The organism is Embleya sp. NPDC020630 (assembly GCF_044334985.1).
Taxonomy (GTDB): domain Bacteria; phylum Actinomycetota; class Actinomycetes; order Streptomycetales; family Streptomycetaceae; genus Embleya.
Map to the genome: position 1 here is coordinate 528,841 of NZ_JBIRUB010000006.1, position 17,114 is coordinate 545,954.

The window sequence follows — 17,114 nt, forward strand, 5'->3', positions numbered from 1 at the left end:
TGAACCGAGTTGATCCAGCTCTCCGTACACCCGAGAAGAACAGGAGGCCCGAGATGACCGACTGGCGCCTTGCCGTGGACATCGGTGGCACCTTCACCGACGTGGTCCTGTTGGATGCCGACACCGGCCGTGTGGTGGTCGAGAAGACGCTGACCACCCCGGCCGCCCCGCTCGGCGGCGTCCGGGTGGGAGTGACCTCGGCGCTGGCCAAGGCCGGCATCACGCCGGCCGACATCACCCGGCCGATCGTGCACGCCACCACGCTGATCACCAACGCCCTGATCGAGGGCAAGACCGGCCGGGCCGCGCTGGTGACGACCCTGGGCTTCGGCGACACGCTGGAGATCCGCAACGAGCACCGCTACGACATGTACGACCTCCAGATCGAGTTCCCGGCCCCGCCGATCCCGCGCGATCTGGTCTTCGAGATCGACGAGCGCACCACCGCCGCCGGCGAGGTCCGCACCGCACCGAGCGAGGCCGAACTCGACGCGCTCGCCGCTCGGTTGGCCGCGCACGAGGTGGAGTCGGTCGCGGTGTGCCTGCTCAACTCGTACGCGGACGCGGCCAACGAGAGGGCGGTCGCCGAGGGGTTGGCCAAGCGGCTGTCCGTGCCGGTGTGCGCGTCGCACGAGGTGACGCCGCAGATCCGCGAGTATCCGCGCATGGTCACCACCGCGTGCAACGCGGCCACCATGCCGGTGATCGGGCCCTATCTGGCCGAGTTGCAGGCCTGGTTGACCGCCGAGGGCTTCGGCGCGTCGGTGCTGATGATGCTCTCCAACGGCGGGGTGGTCTCCGCCGACGACGCCCGCCGGGTACCGATCCGGCTGGTCGAGTCCGGTCCGGCCGCGGGTGCCCTGGCCGGTGTCTGGTACGCCCGACGGCTGGGCGAGGAAAGGCTGTTCTGCTTCGACATGGGTGGCACCACCGCCAAGTCCTGCCTGATCGAGGACTATCGGCCGGAGTTGACCAACGCGTTCGAGGTGGCCCGGGTCTACCGGTTCAAGAAGGGCTCGGGCTACCCCTGTTCGATCCCGTCGGTCGACCTCGTGGAGATCGGTGCGGGCGGCGGCAGCCTGGCCCGGGTGGACGAACTCGGCCTGCTCAAGGTCGGTCCCGACTCCGCCGGCGCCGATCCGGGCCCGGTCGGCTATGCCCGAGGCGGCACCGTACCCGCCACCACCGACGCGGACCTGGTGCTCGGGCTGCTCGACCCCCAGTACTTCCTGGGCGGCGAGATGCCGCTCGATCTGCCCGCCGCCCGGGCCGCGTTCGCTCCGCTCGCCGAACGGCTCGGCGCCGGCGCCGACGCGGACCACGTCGCGGTCGGCGTGTACGAGGTGATCAACCAGAACATGGCCGCCTCCGCGCGGATGCACGCCGTCGAGCGCGGCATCGACCTGCGCGGCGTCTCGTTGATCGCGTTCGGCGGCGCGGGACCGGTGCACGCGTGCGGAGTCGCCACGCTCCTGGAGGCGCCCCGGGTGATCTTCCCGGTCAACGCGAGCGTGTTGTCCGCGTTCGGCACGCTGGTCAGCCCGGTGCGGATCGACCTGGCCCGCAGCATGGTGCGCACTCTCGACGAGGGGGTGTCCGCCGACCGGGACACGCTGCTCGCGGACATGCGTCAGGAGGCGCGTCGGGTACTGGCCGCCGCCGGGGCGGAGGCGGGCGATGTGCGCTACCGCTACGGCCTGGACGCGCGCTACGAGGGCCAGGGCAACGAGATCACCCTGTGGGTGGGCGAGGGCGACGCCTGGCCGACCACACTCGCCGACACCGTCGAGCAGTTCCACACCGAGTACCAGAAGATCTACGGGTTGCGGATCCCCGACGTCGGCGTCGAGGTGGTCACGTGGCGGGTCGCCGCGTGGTCGGACGCGCCGGGCTTCGAGGTGCCCACGGTACCGGTCGGCGCGGGCGAGCCCACGCCGAACCGGTATCGCGCCGCGCGCTTCCGGTTGGGCGCGCCCGCCGTCGACGTCCCGGTGTACCGGCGGGCCGAACTCGGGGCGGGGCACCGGTTCGTCGGGCCCGCGCTGGTCGAGGAGCGGGAGACAACGTCGGTCATTCCCGACGGCTGGACCTGCGAGGTCGCGCCGGACGGGTCGATCGTGGCCACGGCGACGGTTGCCGCTCCTGCCCATCCAGCTGTTTCTGCCGCTCCTGCTGCTTCTGCTGCCGCTGCCGGCGCTGCCATCGCTGCCATCGCTGCCACCGAGGAGGGATCCGCGTGACTCGCACCTTCGACGCGATCGAGTTGGAGGTCCTGTGGGGCTCCCTCGTCGCGACCGTCAACGAGCAGGCCAAGGCGCTCCAGCGGGCCGCGTTCAGCCCGATCGTGCGCGAGGCCGGCGACTTGGCCAACGCGCTGTTCGACCGGCGCGGGCGGATGGTCGCCCAGGCGGTCACCGGCACCCCCGGACACATCAACTCGCTGGCCATCGCCTGTCGCAACATCCTGGACCGGCACCCGGTCGACTCGCTCGCCCCCGGGGACGTACTGGTCACCAACGACCCGTATCAGACCGCCGGGCAACTGCTGGACGTCACCGTCCTGGTGCCGGTCTGGCGCGGCGGCCGGGTGATCGCCTTCTTCGGCTCCACCATCCACCACACCGACGTCGGCGGCTACGGCATCGGCGCGGGTGCGCGGGACGTGTTCGAGGAGGGCCTGTGGATCCCGATCAGCAAGCTCATGGTCGGCGGCGAACGCAACGAGCCCGTCTGGGACTTCATCCTGGCCAACGTCCGCCAACCCACGCACATGGCCGGTGACCTGCACGCCCAGATGGCCTCCGGCGAGGTGGGCGCGGCGCGGCTGAAGACACTGCTCGACGCGTATGCGTTGGCGGACATCGAGGATCTGGGCGACGAGGTGATCCGCCGCTCCGAGGAGGCCACCCGACGGGCGATCCGGGCGCTGCCCGGCGGTACGTACGAGGCCGCGTCGGTGCTTGACCTGGCGGACGGCTCGGAGATCACCATCAAGGTGGCGGTCACGATCGACGCCGAGGCGGGCGAGATCCTGGTGGACTACGCCGGTTCGTCGGGGGCGAGTCCGTTCGGGATCAACGTGGTGAAGAACTACACCCACGCCTATACGACATTTACTCTGCGCAGCCTGCTCAATCCCGATGTACCCAACAACGCGGGCTCGTTGGCGCCGATCCGGGTCGAGGCGCCGTTGGGCAGCATCGTCAACGCGGTGTCGCCGGCGCCGTGTACCGCGCGTCACGTGGTGGGCATGTTCCTGCCGATGCCGCTGCTGAACGCGATGTCCCAGGCGCTGCCGGAGGCGGTGATGGCCGAGGGTTCGGCGGCCGTATGGACCATGCAGGTCAGCGGACACGACGCGGAGGGTCGGCCGTTCATCACCGCGATGTTCACCTACGCGGGCGGCGTCGGCGCGCGGGCCGGCAAACCCGGGCTGTCCACCACGTCGTATCCCACCGGCGTGTCCGCCGTGCCGTTGGAGGTGGTCGAGGCGTCGGCACCGATTCGCTTCCTGCGCAAGGAACTTCGGCGCGGCTCGGGCGGAATCGGAGCGCAGGAGGGCGGGATGGGGCAGACCATCGAGTTCACCGTGGACTCGCCGTCGCCGTGGGTGCTCAACGCGGTCGCCAGCCGGCTCGCGCGCGGCCCGCGCGGGATCTTCGGCGGCGGGGAGGGGGCCACCGGGCGCTTTTCGGTCAACGGCGAACCAGTGCGCACGCAGGCCCGGATCACGCTGCAGCCGGGGGATGTGGTGCGGCTGGAGCTGCCGGGCGGTGGGGGGTACGGAGCGCCGGTGGCGGCGGGAGCGGCCGGGGCTGCGGGGGCGGGCTCGGCGTGACGCGTGGGCGCCGGCGCGCGGCTGCTGCCTGGTCGCGCGTCGGCGCCTGGTTGCGACGCACCCGTACGGTGGCGTGATTCCCCGGGCTTGGTGCCGTCATCCGAAGTTTTCATGTCCGTTTGCCTTGGAGGTTCATGTGGCGTCCGAAGCGCCCACCTTCGCCGCGCGCTGGTGCGCGACCGTGGCCGGTCGGCCGCATGCGCCGTTCCTGATCTGGGAGGGGCCGGACGGGGAGGTGACCCGCTGGACCTATGGCGAGTTCGACGCCCTCGTGGCGCGGGTGGCCGGCGGGCTGACCGCGCGCGGTGTGCGGCCCGGGGATCGGGTCGGTATCGCGCTGCGCAACTGCCCGGCGTATGTGGCGTTGTGGCTCGCGCTGGTCCGGATCGGCGCGGCGATGGTCTGCCACGATCCGTCGGCGAGTGCCCCGGAACTGGCCGCGCACCTGCGGCGGACGGGGGCTCGACTCGGGTTCTGTGCGCCTTCGCGTGCCGCCGACTACCGGGCGGCGGCACGGGATTCGGGCGCAGCCGTCGTCGTGGTCGAGGTCGGGGAGGACGACACCACGCTTGCGGTCCTGTCGGGTCGGCCGGCGGCGATCGGTGACACTCCCCCGCCGGGGCCTTACGACCTCGCGGGGCTGATGTTCACCTCCGGTACGACGGCCGCGCCCAAGTGTGTGATGGTCACGCAGGCCAACTACGCCTTCGCCGGTGACGTCATGGCGGCTGCCGCCGAACTCGGGCCCGATGAGCGGCAGTTGGTCGTGCTGCCGATGTTCCACGCGAACGCGCAGTACTACTCCTTCGCGGCGGCGATCGTGGTGGGGGCGAGCGTGGTGTTGTTGCCCGCCTTCTCCGCGAGCCGCTTCGTCGCCCAGGCCGCTCGGCATCTGGTCACCCATGTCAGCCTGTTCGCCGCGCCGATCCGGATGATCCTGGCCCGGACGGCGCGGCGGGGGCCGGTCTCCGGCCTGCGGGTGCGGCATTGCTGGTATGCGCAGAATGTGACGGACGAGCAGTACGAGCGCTTCGCGACGCTGCTCGGCGGTTGTCGGCCGCGCCAGTTGTACGGCATGACCGAGACCATCCCGGCGGTGCTGAGCAATCCCGTCGCGGCGCCGATCCCGGGGTCGATGGGTCGGCCGACGCCCGGGTGCGTGGTGGCGGTGCACGACGGGGAGATCGTCGTCGGCGGTGTGCCCGGGGTGAGCCTGTTCGCCGGGTATCTCGACGATCCGGCCGCCACCACCGCCGCCTACCGGGACGGCTGGTTCGTCACCGGCGACCGTGCTCGGGTGGACGCGGAAGGGCACTTCCACTTCGCCGGTCGGCGTGGCGATGTGCTCAAGGTGGCCGGGGAGAATGTCTCGATCGTGGAGATCGAGGCGGCGTTGGCCGAACATCCGGCGGTGCTGGAAGCAGCCGTGGTGGGTGTGCCGGACGAGATGCGCGACGAGGTGCCGGTGGCGTTCGTGGTGGCCGCGCCGGGGGCCGGGCCGGCCGCGCTCGACGATCTGGCCGAGTGGTGTGCGGCCCGGCTGGCGAAGGCGAAGCGGCCGGTGCGCTTCGAGCGGGTGGCGGAGTTGCCGCGTACATCCGTGGGCAAGATCCGCAAGTTCCTGCTGACCGAGAGGACTTCTTCGTGACCGACGTCGCACCCGGGCCGCTGCCCGCCACCGCCGCGCTTGCCGACCTGCTGCAACTCCGGGGGCGGGCGGGGTGGTTGACGCCGCCGTTGCGGCCGTTCCACCGGGGTTCGGGCGCTGTGCTCGGATCGGCGCGTACGGTGCGGTTGGCGGCCGGGGCGGGCACGCACGGGCTCAAGCCGCTGCATGCGCTGCTCGCGGAGGACCTGGCCGGCCGGGTCGTGGTGATCGGCGGCGCGGACGCGGCTCCGGGGGCGGTGTGGGGCGAGATCCTGAGCACCGCCGCGCTGGCCCGGGGGGCGGTCGGCGCGTTGATCGAGGGGGCGGTGCGGGACGTGCCGGCGGTGGCCCGGCTGGGGTTGCGGCTGTGGGCCCGATCCGAGGCGACGGCGGGTCCGGGCGGGGCGGTACATGTGGCCGAGATCGGCGGCCCGGTCCGGATCGGCGACACCGCGCTGGTGGAGGGCGATCCGATTCTGCTCGACGACGGCGGCGCGGTGGCGTTGCCGGCCGCCGACGCGGACGTCCTGCTGGCCGACGCGCTGACGTATCACCGCGCGGAGGAGGAGGTGCTGGCCGCCCTGACGGCGGGTCTGCGCCTCCCCCGGGCCTACACCCCCAAGGCCGAGGCGATCACCCGTCTGCGCAACCGCTGACGCCCTGGACGCGTGTGTGGGCCGCCGGCGCGGTGGCCGGCGGCCCGCACGTGATCGGGGCGGATGTCAGTCGTGGACCGGCTGTTCCAGGAAGGAGCGGATCGCGTCGGCGACCCGGTCGGGGAACTGGGCGTGCGCGTAGTGGCCCGCGCCCTCGACGAGTTGGAGCCGGGCGAGGCCCTTGGGCATGGCGTCGACGATGGCCTGGCCCTCGGCGGCGGGGTCGGACCAGTCGGGGTCGAGGGTGCCTTCGAGGACGAGCGCCGGGCACTGGATGTTGCCCAGTTCGGCGCCGGCGTCGGTGGGCGGGGCCATGCCCATCTTGGCCACCACGGCCATCCGTCCCGGACGGCGCAATTCGGTGTCGAGCGCGGCGATTTGGGCGGCGAAGTCGGCCGGCTTGGTACCCGGGTAGGCATGGTGGAGGTAGCGCTTCCACACCCCGACGTTGCGGAACATGCCGGCGCCCATCAACAGGATCATGCCCTTGCGGTAGCGGGCGTTGGACCCCAGGGCCCGGAAGTCGACCTTTTGGGCCCGGGTGAACGGGGCGATCTCCACGATGGCGTCGACCAGTTCGGGCGCCCGCGCCGCGGCGATGGTGGCCGATCCGCCGGAGAAGGAGTGTCCGACGATGACGGCCGGGCCGCCGCCCAACTCCCGGATCAGGGCGAGCAGATCGTTCGCCGTGTCGGTGCGGGTGTAGGAGGACCATCCGAGGGTCGACTCGCCGTGCCCGCGCAGGTCCACGCAGGCCACGCGGTATCCGGCGGAGAGCAGGATGTCCGCAAGCTCCCGAAAGGACGACCGGTTGTTGCCCATGCCGGGCGAAAGCACCACCAGCCGCCCCTCGCCGCGCACATCGTAGGCAAGCCGCCCACTCTCGATCTCCAGGAACTCGGTCATCGCCGTCGCCTTCTTCCCCGTGACGCATCCTCGAACACCGCGAAGCTAACACCGTTAGCCACTCGACGTCAACGACCCCACCCACCCCAGGAAGCCCCGACGGGAGCGGGGCGAGGGCAGACGCGGGTGCACCCACGCGCACGGAACCGGCCGGACGCAGAGGCGGGCGGGCACGGGCGCGCGGGCGCGGTCGGGCGCGGTCGGGCGCGGGGGCGCGGTCGAGCGCGCGGGCCGGCGGGCAGGGTCGTGGAGAGGTGACGCAACGGCTCGGCGCAGCGCGGCGGTACCGGCGGCGAACCAACGACGGCGCGCAGCGGCGAGGGAACGCGGCGAGACGACCGAGCGGGTTGCGCGGCGCGGAACCTCGGCGAGGCGACAGCACGCGACAGCGACCCAACGGAGCTTCCCTGCACCCGAGTTGCCCCACGAGACCGCGCGGCGAGGCAGCGCAGCAGGGTGGCCCGCGCAGGGGCGCGAGGTGCGGCGCCGGGGGCGCGGTGCGGGAAGGAACTCGGGATTCCGGGCCGACCGGTGGATATTCACCGGGCGACCCAGCGGATCTCCCGCTCCCCGGGTCGGCGGATCGGCGGGCGGGTGCGGGCGCCGAGCCGGGCTGGTGCGGCCAAGGAGCAGGGCGGCCACGAGCACGAAGGCGGAGGGCGCTGGCGCAGAGCAGGGCGGGCGCGGGCGCACAAGCGAGCGGACACGGGCGCGAAGCCGGGCGGCACAAGCACGGAGCCGGGCCGGCACGGGCGCACAAGCGAGCGGACACGGGCGCGAAGTCGGGCGGCACAAGCACGGAGCCGGGCCGGCACGGGCGCGGAGCCGGGCCGGCACAAGCACGGAGGCGAGGGGGTGTGGGCGGGGAGTTGGACGCGGAGGTGGGTGGGAGTGGCGTGTCCGACTGAAGGGCGGCGTGGGCTTGGGTGGTGTACGGCCCCTGCCGGTGTGGGTGCCTTGTGGAGGGCTGGGGTCTGGTGTTGGTCAGGTTCTGCGGGAGATGACCATGATGTATTCGCAGGGGGCGTTCGTTCGGTTGGCGAAGCCGTGGTCCGTGTCGGCTTGGAAGAACAGTGAGTCGCCTGTGGCCAGGGTTTCGGTGATCCCGCCGATCGCGACGGTGAGGGTGCCTTCGAGCACCACGAGTTGTTTCTCCGTACCCGGCGGGTACGCCGGCAGCAGGCCCGTCGAGACCTGCGCCGGGAGGTGATGGACGACCATCTCGGCTCGCCCCGCGCCCGGGGCCGCCGACACGATGTGCCGTTCGAAGCCGGTTTCCGGGTCACGGAACACGGGGCGATCGTTCCTGCGCATGGCAACGGCCACCCCGGCCCCGGCGGCAGCCGGCGCGCCGATCAGGTCCGAGAGCGACGCGTCGAGCGCGTGGGCGATTTTGGACGCGACGCCGATCGTCGGGCTCTTCTCGCCGCGTTCGACCTTGGACAACATGGCCCGGCTGACCGATGACCGCGTGGACAACTGCTCCAGCGTCAGCCCCGCCTCCTCGCGGCGGCGCCGCACATTGCCGCCGAACGCGCCGGCCAGGTCATCACCGTGCTGTGGCTCGGCCGCGTTCTCGTCTTGCTCGACCACCGTGCTCCTCGATCGCTGGATGCCTCGCTGCCGACAGTGTAGGGTTTCTTCTATAGGAGATTTGGTCTTCCATCAGAGACGTGAGGGATTCCATGCGTTTGATCTCGAGTGGCCGGCACCATGCCACGTTCGAATTCGGCGATCTGCAGGTGGTCGCGTTGCGAGACGGGTACATCGACATGCCGCCGACCCGGCTTCGCGACGAGCACGGGTGCACGCTCGACGAGTTGCCGGCCGCCGTACCGCTGGCCGGGGACAACCTGCGGCTGTCGGTCAACGCCTTCTTCTTCACCGACGGCACGCGGTCGGTGCTCGTCGACACCGGCGCGTCCGACGTCTGGCACGAGCCCACCATGGGATTGCTCCACGACGCGTTCGACGAAGCGGGAATCGACCGCGCGCAGGTCACCGATGTGGCCATCACCCACAGGCACGAGGACCACGTGAGCGGCCTGATCGCGCCGGACGGTTCGGAGGCGTTCCCCAAGCTCGAGCGCGTGTGGATCGGCGCGGGCGACGCCTCGGTGTTCACGGGGCGGCTCGAACCGATCCGCGACCGGGTCGTACCGGTGTCGGAGGAGGTCGCGATCAACGACTGGGCCACCGCGATCCCGACGCCGGGCCACACCCCCGGTCACACCGTCTACGAGGTCCGGAGCGGCGCCGGCCGGCTGCTCGCCTGGGGTGACACCGTGCACGTTCCCACGCTTCAATTCGAACAGCCGAAGGTGTCCTGGGAGCTCGACGGCGACCAGTCCCAGGCCCGCGCCGCACGCGCGGCACTGCTCGAACAACTCGGCCGGCCACACCACTTCGTGGCCGGCGCCCACCTCGACTCACCCGGCATCGCCCGCGTGACCCCCTCCGGCGAGGGTTACGCGCTGGAATACCTCGCACCACCGATCGGCTGATCGAACCCGCAGGCACCGCACCGCACCGCGCCCGCGTGCTCCGGCACGGACTCCGCTACTGGATCAGGTCGGTGTGCGGGTGCCACTGCGTGGCCTCCGGGCAGGCGTAGAGCTGCAGATTGTTGCCCCTGGAGATCTGGACCCCGGTCGGATTCGCCATATCGCCGGACTCGCCGGCCTCGGCGGCGGCTCGATCCTCCTGCGGGATCCAACCGAGGCCGCTGTCGTCCCATTCACACGAGGGGATGGTCAGCAGCGGGCTCATCCGGGCGCCGCAGGCGATGCAGAATCGGGCGATGGGATCGGTGAGACCCCACGGGGCCCAGCCGCCGACCTTCCACCCGGGGGCGTGGGACAGCTCGTCCATGTAGAACTCCTCCGGCGCGACCGCGTAGGAATCGTCCACCGCGACGCCGGCCGCCTGCCACCGGTCCCAGTCCGCCAACCGCTGCCGCAGGTCCTCGCTCAGCTCCAGAAAGTTGGGGTATTCGGTGATCTGCTCGGGCGCGAGCACGCACGGCTTCGGCAGGTAGCAGGCGTATCGCACCTCGGACGGCTCGGGCGGCGCGGCGAGGATGTCGGTGACCTCGGCGGCGGTTCGCCAGTACAGCGCGGTCGGCGGCTTGTACTCCGGCGCGTGCTCGAAGGGACACCACAACACCTGGAGCAGATCGGCCCCTCCCGGCGAGCGCAACAGCGGTACGTCGCGCGCGTACAGCTGGGCCACGGGCACCAACGGGAAGCCCGGGCGCTCGTCCCACCCGCGATCGCCCGTCGACTCGTGCCACATGGTGCAGTACGGCCACGGATGGTCGGCGGGCCACAGCAGCGGGCCGCCGATCGAACCGTCGTACGGCGACGGGGAACCGGGGCGGGGATGCAGCCGGATCGCCGGGCGGGCCAGCGGCGCCAGGTCGGGAAGGAGCGCGGTGACGTCGACCGGCCGTGGTGGGGTGGTGTGGGTGGTGCCGTTCATGGTGGCGATGCTGCCGGCAGTGCCCGACAAGGGGTCTACCGACCCATATGACAAGGGATGTACCCACCCGTGTACAGCCCCGCGCGCGAGGTGTCGGCGCAAAAACGCGACCCGACCCGCCCCCGGTTCGATTCGGGGGCGGGCCGGGTCGTCGTCGGGTGCGTTGGCGTTACTTCGCCGCGGCCTCGGCGGCGGCGAGCTTGACGCACACCGCGACGGCCCGCATCGCGCGGTGCACCTCGTCGACCGTCGGGTAGCTGGGGGCCAAGCGGATGTGGTGGTCGCGCGGGTCGTTGCCCTCGGGGAACGCGGCGCCGGCCGGGGTCAGCGCGACGCCGACCTCCTTGGCCAGCCGGACCACCTCGGCGGCGCAGCCGTCCGGCACCTCCAGGCTGACGAAGTAGCCGCCCTCGGGCCGGGTCCAGCTCGCGATGCCGAGCGCGCCCAGCTCACGATCCAGGACCTCGTACACCGCGGCGAAGCGCGGCTCCAGCAGCTCGCGGTGCAGTTGCATGTGCGCGAGTACGCCCTCGGCGTCGCCGAAGAAGCGCACGTGCCGCAGCTGGTTGACCTTGTCCGGGCCGATGGTCTGCTTGGCCAGCAGCCCGGTCAGCCAGGCGGTGTTCGCCGCGGAGGAGCCGAAGAAGGCGACCCCGGCGCCGGCGTGGCTGATCTTCGAGGTCGAGCCGAAGACGAACGCGCGGTCGGGGTTGCCCGCCTCGGCGCAGGCGTCCAGGATCGACAGCAGCTCGACCGGCTTGTCGGTCAGGTGGTGCACCGCGTAGGCGTTGTCCCAGAACAGCCGGAAGTCCGGCGCGGCGGTGGGCATCGCGGCGAGCCGGCGCACTGTCTCGTCGCTGTAGCTCTCCCCGCTCGGGTTGCTGTACTTGGGCACACACCACATGCCCTTGATCCGCGCGTCGGCGGCGACCAGCGCCTCGACCGCGGCCAGGTCCGGGCCCTCGCCGGTGAGCGGGACCGGGACCATGCCGATGCCGAACCGCTCGCACAGCGCGAAGTGCCGGTCGTAGCCGGGCACCGGACACAGGAACAGCACCTCGGGCTCGTCCACCCAGCGACGCTCGGCGCCGGGCACCTTGGACAGCAGCGCGTGCGCGATCACGTCGTGCATCAGGGTCAGGCTGGCGTTGCCGAGGGCGAGCAGTTGCGCGGCCGGGACCTGCAGCAGTTCGGCGAAGATCTCCCGCAGCTCGGGCAGGCCGTTGAGCCCGCCGTAGTTGCGGCAGTCGGTGCCGTCGGCGGCCTTGAAGTCGTCGCCGCCGGGCAGCGAGAGCAGCCCGTTCGCCAGGTCCAGTTGTTGCGGCGAGGGCTTGCCCCGGGTGAGATCGAGGCGAAGTCCCTCGGCCGCGAGGGCCGCGTACTCCTCGCGAACGGCCGCGAGGTCGATTTCCGGACTGGACACGTCGGTGCTGAGCGGCACGAGATCCCCAAAATAGGCGGAGGCCGCAGACACGTGCGGCGGGGGCGCGCCCAATCTAGCAATACCCGGGGCCCGGCTCCGCCCCGACGGCGGCCCCGCTCCCGGATCGACGACCGCGCGCCGCCGCGCCCCCTCGTTCGTTCATCCGTTCGGGAAGTCCGCCCGCACGAAGCGCAGCTCGCGCCGGGAGCGGTGGTCGTTGATCAGGCTGTGCGTGTCCACGACCAGGGTCAGCGCATCCTCGGCGAGCCGGCCCACGTACTCCACCGTCCCGGACTCGTCGGTCGCCGCGAACGAGATCGCGGCCCCGTCGAGGTGGTAGGTGCCCTGGCTGCTCCCCTCGTGCCGGGGCCCGAACCAGCGACAGATCAGCGGGATCATCTCGGCACCGCTCACGCAGGTGACGGTGCTGACCCGATCCGGGTCGGTGAAGCGGACGTAGTGGGTGCACGAGAGATCGCCCATCACGGTTTCCGGCTCGACGTCCACGTACAGCCCGTCGCGGCGCGGCACCGGCCCGCCTCCCGCGAGCGGCGCCGCCTGGGGATCGTCCGGGTCGGTCGGTCCACGGAACTCGCCATCGCCGTCCAACGGTTGCTCCTTCGCTCGATTCCGCAGGACGCTACCGCTCGCGCGCGGCGACGTCCCCGCCCCGGGCCGGCGGGTCCGTGCGGACGGCGCCGCGGCCCGCCTGCCGGGGGCCGGACCGCCGTGATTCCCGCGCTGTAGGCCCCCCGCGAAGGGGCGGTGCCGCCTACGATCGGGCGGGACATCCTCGATTCGGGAGCAGGACGATGAGCTCGTGGCGGACGACGAAGCGCTTTCGGCCCGGCGGCGCGATACCGGCGGGTGCGGACGCGGCGGGGGCTCGGCGGGCGCCCGTGGTGGTGGACTGCGCGCTCTACGACAAGGGGGTCCGGCGCCCCGGTGAGGTGCCGTTGCAGGACGCGCTCGACGCGGCCGAGGCGAGCGAGGACTGCTTCGTGTGGATCGGGCTGCACGCCCCGCTCGCCGAGGACCTGGCCGAGATCGCCGCCGCATTCCACCTGCACCCGCTGGCCGTGGAGGACGCGGTCGAGGCGCATCAGCGGCCCAAACTGGAGCGCTACGACGACACCCTGTTCCTGGTGCTCAAGACGATCGTCTACGTCGAGCACGACGCGCTGACCGCGACCAGCGAGGTGGTGGACACCGGCGAGATCATGGTCTTCGCCGGCGACAAGTTCGTCGTGGTGGTCCGACACGGCAGCGCGCCGCCGCTGGTCGAGCTGCGCCAGTCCCTGGAGGCCGATCCCGAGCGGCTCGGGCACGGGCCGGCCGCGGTGGTGCACGCGATCACCGACCGGGTCGTGGACGACTACCTGCTGGTGGCGGACAAGGTCGAGGACGACTTCGAACGCCTGGAGGAGGAGGTGTTCTCGCCCCGGCCGAGCAACGACGCGGAGCGCATCTACCAGCTCAAACGCGAGCTGATCGAGTTCAAGCGCGCGGTACTGCCGCTGGCCCGGCCGCTGGAGCGGCTGGCCGACGGGGGTCTGCCGGGGGACGGCACGGTCTTCGACGCCTATCTGCGCGATGTGGCCGACCATCTGGCCCAGGTGCGCGAACGGCTCGTGGCGTTCGACGAACTGCTCGACTCGATACTCTCGGCGAGCCTGGCCGGGGTGACGGTCCGACAGAACACCGACATGCGCAAGATCGCCGCGATCGCGGCGATCCTGGCCGTGCCGACGCTGATCGTGGGCATCTACGGGATGAACTTCGAACACATGCCGGAGCTGAAGTGGACGTACGGCTATCCGAGCGTGCTGGTCGTGATGGTCGGTGCCTGTGTCCTGATGTTCCGCGCCTTCCGCCGCAACGACTGGTTGTGAGTCCCGGCCGCCGCGGCTGGGGTTCGGCTCAGCGCCGGACCGGTACGGCTGCCGCGGGGACCGGCTCCGGCGCGGGTCGGGGTCGGTCGAGGGTGGCGGGCCCGGGCGGGCCGGGCGGCGGGCCCGGGTGGGTGGGTCGGCGCGGCCGGATGCGCGCAGGCGCGGCCTCGCCGGCGCGGTACTCGACCAGGCGCGTCCGTACGCCCGCCCAGGTCGCCCCGGCCCCGGCCAGGACCAGGAGCGTGGCGATCAGGCCCAGGTCGGCGAGCGCGTCGCGGCCGGCGTTCGCCTCGGCGTCCATGTGCGTGCGGTTGATCGCGGTGACCGCCTCCAGCGACTCGATCAGGTGGTCGAAGGCCCAGTTGGAGTTGTTCTCCCGGTGGCTGGTGGCGAAATCGATCGCGCCCCGCAGGTCGCCCCGGGCGACCATGGTGCGCAACTGCCGGTCGTAGTCCTGGTATCGGGCGTACCAGCGCAGCGCGTCCTCGGCCGCCGCACGCTCGCCGGCGAACGTGATGTTGCGGAACTCCCGGCCGAACCGCCCGTCGAACGGCGGGGTCGCCCCCTTCGCGAGGCCCGGGAGGCCGGTGATCGCCGACCGCAACGCCTCGGCGTAGCCGTCGAGTCGCACCCCGTCGAAGCCGGCCAGCTCGCGGGACTTGGCCTCGAACGCGCGTTCCGCGTCCGTCGCGCGGGCGCGGTCGAGCAGGAATCGGCTCTCGTCGCGGTTGGCGTCCGTGGCCACGGCCCGGGCCCTGGTGAGTTCGAGGACCGAGTCGAACGCGTCCTTCTTGGCGGTACGCAGGTGCTCGGCAGCGGCCAGGGTGGCACCGGTACCCGTCCACACCAGCGCCACGGCCAGCACGGTCGCGATCAGCATCCCCGGATTGACCACCCGGCGCGTGCGCACGGCCACGAACGCCTGCCCGCAGAGCAGAACGCCGATCGCGCCCGGGCCGAGCGCGAGCGACCAGCCGCCCAGGTCACGGGCTCGCCCGTAGGTGTCGCGAAAGGTCGCCTCGACCGCGCCGGCGTTGGCCGCCGAGAGGCGATCGGCCTCCGGCAGCAGGGTGTCGCGCATCAGGTCGGCCGCCTGGCGCAGCAGCGGGAGCGCGGGTGAGGCGTCGGTCAGGGCGCGGGCGTCCGACTGACGGTCGAGCAGGGTCGCCTGCCCGGCCAAGTTGTCGTACAGCCCGACCTTGTCGACGAGGTCGGCCAGCGTACGCCGGGCCTCGTCGCCTTCGATGCCGGCGCCGGTCTCCTCGATCGCGTCGCCGAGCGCCTTGCGGTCGGCCGCGTAGTTCGCCGCCGCCTGCTCCCGGGCGAAGCCCAGCCCCCGCTCGTCGCCGACCAGGACGGTATTGGCCAACTCGGCGTCCATCCCGGACAGGGCCCCGTGCAGCGCGTTCGCGGACACGACGCGCGAACCGGCGCCGGCGCCGACCGTACGCAGCCCGTCGTCGGCGGCGGAGATCGCCGCGAGCAGGACCCCGAGGTAGGCGACGAGCGTCACGACCACGCCGGCGACGAGGAGCCGCAGCGAGACGGGCGTGGTCAACCGCCTCGCGCGCCCACCCCCGGCACCTACGGGATGGTCGCGGCGAGGCCGACCCCGGAGCGCCATCCACCCGCCACGACCACGCCGAGCACTCGGTCTCGGACCCGAATTCCCGCTTTTCCCCGTGTTGTTGCTCCCCCGCATGACGCCGACGCTAGGCAGCACCGAGGACCTGCACCGTTGCCGGACCGAACCCGTACGCCCTGCATACGCGTTCACGCGGAATCCGTACGCGTCCTTGATGCGGAAGGGGGGCTGTCGCCGGGGGTGGGAGCGTGCGCGCGGGGCATGCGGGGTTCGCGGGGTGTGGGTGTGCGGGTTCGTGGGGCTTGGGGGCTCGTGGGCGTGGGGTGGGGCGAGGGCGGGTGGCGGGTGGGGGCGCTGCCGGGGGTACCGGGCATGGCGTGTTTGTACGTGGGTGTGTCAAGAGGGCGTCAGATGGGGGTGGTTTGGGCGTCAGGGGGGTGTGAAGGCGGGGAGTGGGGTGGCTTGGGGAACGTAGCGTCGGATCCATGGCACGGCCCTCGGGGCTCGCTCTCGGCACGTTCCTCAATGCGTGTCCCGGGCGGGGTCGACGGTTTCCCGGGGGTCGTGCCCGACGCCGAGTGGTGTCGGGCACCTGAGGCCGTTTTCGCGCCGGGAGGAGAACCCCATGAAGGTCACGGGCTTGGGTATCGCCGCCGTGGGAAGCTGCTCGGCCGCCGCGCCGACGTCGGCGCTGCTGCTCGACGAGGCCGCCGTACGCGACACGTTGGCCCGTTGCGGGCTGAGCGGCCGCGACCTGGACGGGCAGTACTGCCTGCTCTGTGACGAGGCCGCCGCCGGCGCGCCGATCGCGTTGTCCGGGCGGCTGGTCCTCGACCGGGTCGGCGTCGGGCGCATCCACGCTTACCACGCGGTGCACTGCGGCGATCATCCGCTGTCCGCGCTCGGCACGCTCGCCGCGCACCTCGGGGTCGACCCGGCCGCGCGGCGCGGCCTCGTGCTGGCGCCCGCCCACGACGAACACCCCGCGGCGGCGGCCCTGGTCCTGGAGAAGGGGCTGGACCGGCATCGCCTGCTGGCGGTCTCCGTACGGGACCCACACCGTGCCCGCGCCGGTCACCCGCAGGCGCGGATACCGGCCCGGGAGCGCATGCCCGTTCGTGTCGGCGCCGGATCCGGCACCCGCCGGGTCGAACCGGGCCGGTCCGCCGTGGCCACCATGGTCGACCGGGCCCACGTGTCCTGGCGGGAGCACCACGGCGAGTCGCTGCGCGACGACCCGATCGCCGTGTCGGCCGTGGTCGCGCAGACCCTGCGCCAAGCCGGCATCCCCTGGTCGACCATCGACCACGTCGCGCTGCACACCCCCTCCGCCGAGACCAACCGCGCCTTCCGCCGCCACTTCGGCCTCCAGCACCACCAGGTCACCGACATCGGTCCGGAAACCGGCCGCCCGCGCGCCACGGGTCTGCTCATCGCCGCCCGGATGGTGCTCGAATCCGACCGGCCGAGCGGCACCCGCGTCCTGCTCACCTCCCTGGGCGGCGACGGCGCGATGGCGGCCGCCGTACTGGAGGTCTGAGCGCGCCGAGCGCCGGCAACGGGCCTCGGCCAGGTCCTGTCCGGCGGATCTTGGTGGATCGGGCCGCGTCGTCCGGTGCCGTGCCTCGGCGTGCCGGAGAAGCAGCCGCATAGTGGTTCTCTTCGGCTGTTTCTCCGGTGCGGCGA

13 protein-coding genes are annotated in these 17,114 nt (G+C 72.3%); 7 read left to right on the forward strand and 6 right to left on the reverse strand.

Annotation, left to right across the window (positions count from 1 at the left end):
- The first annotated feature begins 53 nt into the window (after nt 1–53).
- The 4 genes from ACH4XV_RS23770 (at nt 54) to ACH4XV_RS23785 (ending at nt 6,142) form a co-directional block, all read left to right on the forward strand.
- Nucleotides 54–2,240 (forward strand): hydantoinase/oxoprolinase family protein, encoded by a 2,187-nt coding sequence (locus ACH4XV_RS23770; RefSeq protein ID WP_395792894.1) that lies wholly within the window; start codon nt 54–56, stop codon nt 2,238–2,240.
- Nucleotides 2,237–3,838: a hydantoinase B/oxoprolinase family protein gene (locus ACH4XV_RS23775; RefSeq protein WP_395792896.1), complete on the forward strand. Its 1,602-nt coding sequence runs from the start codon at nt 2,237–2,239 to the stop codon at nt 3,836–3,838. The genes ACH4XV_RS23770 and ACH4XV_RS23775 overlap by 4 nt, the downstream gene beginning before the upstream one ends.
- A 136-nt stretch (nt 3,839–3,974) precedes the next feature.
- On the forward strand, nt 3,975–5,486 hold the full coding sequence (locus ACH4XV_RS23780) for a class I adenylate-forming enzyme family protein (protein ID WP_395792898.1): 1,512 nt from the start codon (nt 3,975–3,977) through the stop codon (nt 5,484–5,486).
- On the forward strand, nt 5,483–6,142 hold the full coding sequence (locus tag ACH4XV_RS23785; protein WP_395792900.1) for an RraA family protein: 660 nt from the start codon (nt 5,483–5,485) through the stop codon (nt 6,140–6,142). The genes ACH4XV_RS23780 and ACH4XV_RS23785 overlap by 4 nt, the downstream gene beginning before the upstream one ends.
- A 66-nt stretch (nt 6,143–6,208) precedes the next feature.
- Here ACH4XV_RS23785 and ACH4XV_RS23790 read toward each other — a convergent pair whose 3' ends face one another.
- Nucleotides 6,209–7,048: an alpha/beta fold hydrolase gene (locus ACH4XV_RS23790; RefSeq protein ID WP_395792902.1), complete on the reverse strand. Its 840-nt coding sequence runs from the start codon at nt 7,046–7,048 to the stop codon at nt 6,209–6,211.
- Nucleotides 7,049–8,032: 984 nt separating this feature from the next.
- Entirely contained in the window at nt 8,033–8,641 is a 609-nt protein-coding gene (locus ACH4XV_RS23795) for a helix-turn-helix domain-containing protein (protein WP_395792904.1), read from the reverse strand.
- Nucleotides 8,642–8,733: 92 nt separating this feature from the next.
- Here ACH4XV_RS23795 and ACH4XV_RS23800 point away from each other — a divergent pair, with 92 nt between their 5' ends.
- Nucleotides 8,734–9,552 (forward strand): MBL fold metallo-hydrolase, encoded by an 819-nt coding sequence (locus tag ACH4XV_RS23800; RefSeq protein ID WP_395792906.1) that lies wholly within the window; start codon nt 8,734–8,736, stop codon nt 9,550–9,552.
- 55 nt (nt 9,553–9,607) lie between these two features.
- Here the strand turns inward: ACH4XV_RS23800 and ACH4XV_RS23805 are convergent, their stop codons facing one another.
- The 3 genes from ACH4XV_RS23805 to ACH4XV_RS23815 form a co-directional block, all read right to left on the reverse strand.
- A complete protein-coding gene (locus ACH4XV_RS23805; RefSeq protein WP_395792908.1) occupies nt 9,608–10,528 on the reverse strand; it encodes a hypothetical protein in 921 nt (306 codons plus the stop codon).
- A 169-nt stretch (nt 10,529–10,697) separates the two neighbouring features.
- Nucleotides 10,698–11,969, reverse strand: a complete 1,272-nt coding sequence (locus ACH4XV_RS23810) for an aminotransferase class I/II-fold pyridoxal phosphate-dependent enzyme (RefSeq protein ID WP_395792910.1) — start codon at nt 11,967–11,969, stop codon at nt 10,698–10,700.
- A gap of 141 nt (nt 11,970–12,110) precedes the next feature.
- Complete coding sequence (locus ACH4XV_RS23815; protein WP_395792912.1) at nt 12,111–12,560, reverse strand: hypothetical protein; 450 nt, start codon at nt 12,558–12,560, stop codon at nt 12,111–12,113.
- 203 nt (nt 12,561–12,763) lie between these two features.
- Here ACH4XV_RS23815 and ACH4XV_RS23820 point away from each other — a divergent pair, with 203 nt between their 5' ends.
- The gene (locus tag ACH4XV_RS23820; RefSeq protein WP_395792914.1) at nt 12,764–13,843 is read left to right on the forward strand and encodes a magnesium and cobalt transport protein CorA; all 1,080 of its coding nucleotides are present in this window, start codon (nt 12,764–12,766) and stop codon (nt 13,841–13,843) included.
- A 28-nt stretch (nt 13,844–13,871) separates the two neighbouring features.
- On the opposite strand, the gene ACH4XV_RS23825 is transcribed toward ACH4XV_RS23820, so the two are convergent.
- The gene (locus ACH4XV_RS23825) at nt 13,872–15,401 is read right to left on the reverse strand and encodes a hypothetical protein (protein WP_395792916.1); all 1,530 of its coding nucleotides are present in this window, start codon (nt 15,399–15,401) and stop codon (nt 13,872–13,874) included.
- Between the two features lie 652 nt (nt 15,402–16,053).
- On the opposite strand from ACH4XV_RS23825, the gene ACH4XV_RS23830 reads away from it, so the two are divergent.
- Entirely contained in the window at nt 16,054–16,968 is a 915-nt protein-coding gene (locus ACH4XV_RS23830) for a 3-oxoacyl-[acyl-carrier-protein] synthase III C-terminal domain-containing protein (protein ID WP_395792918.1), read from the forward strand.
- Nucleotides 16,969–17,114 lie beyond the last annotated feature (146 nt).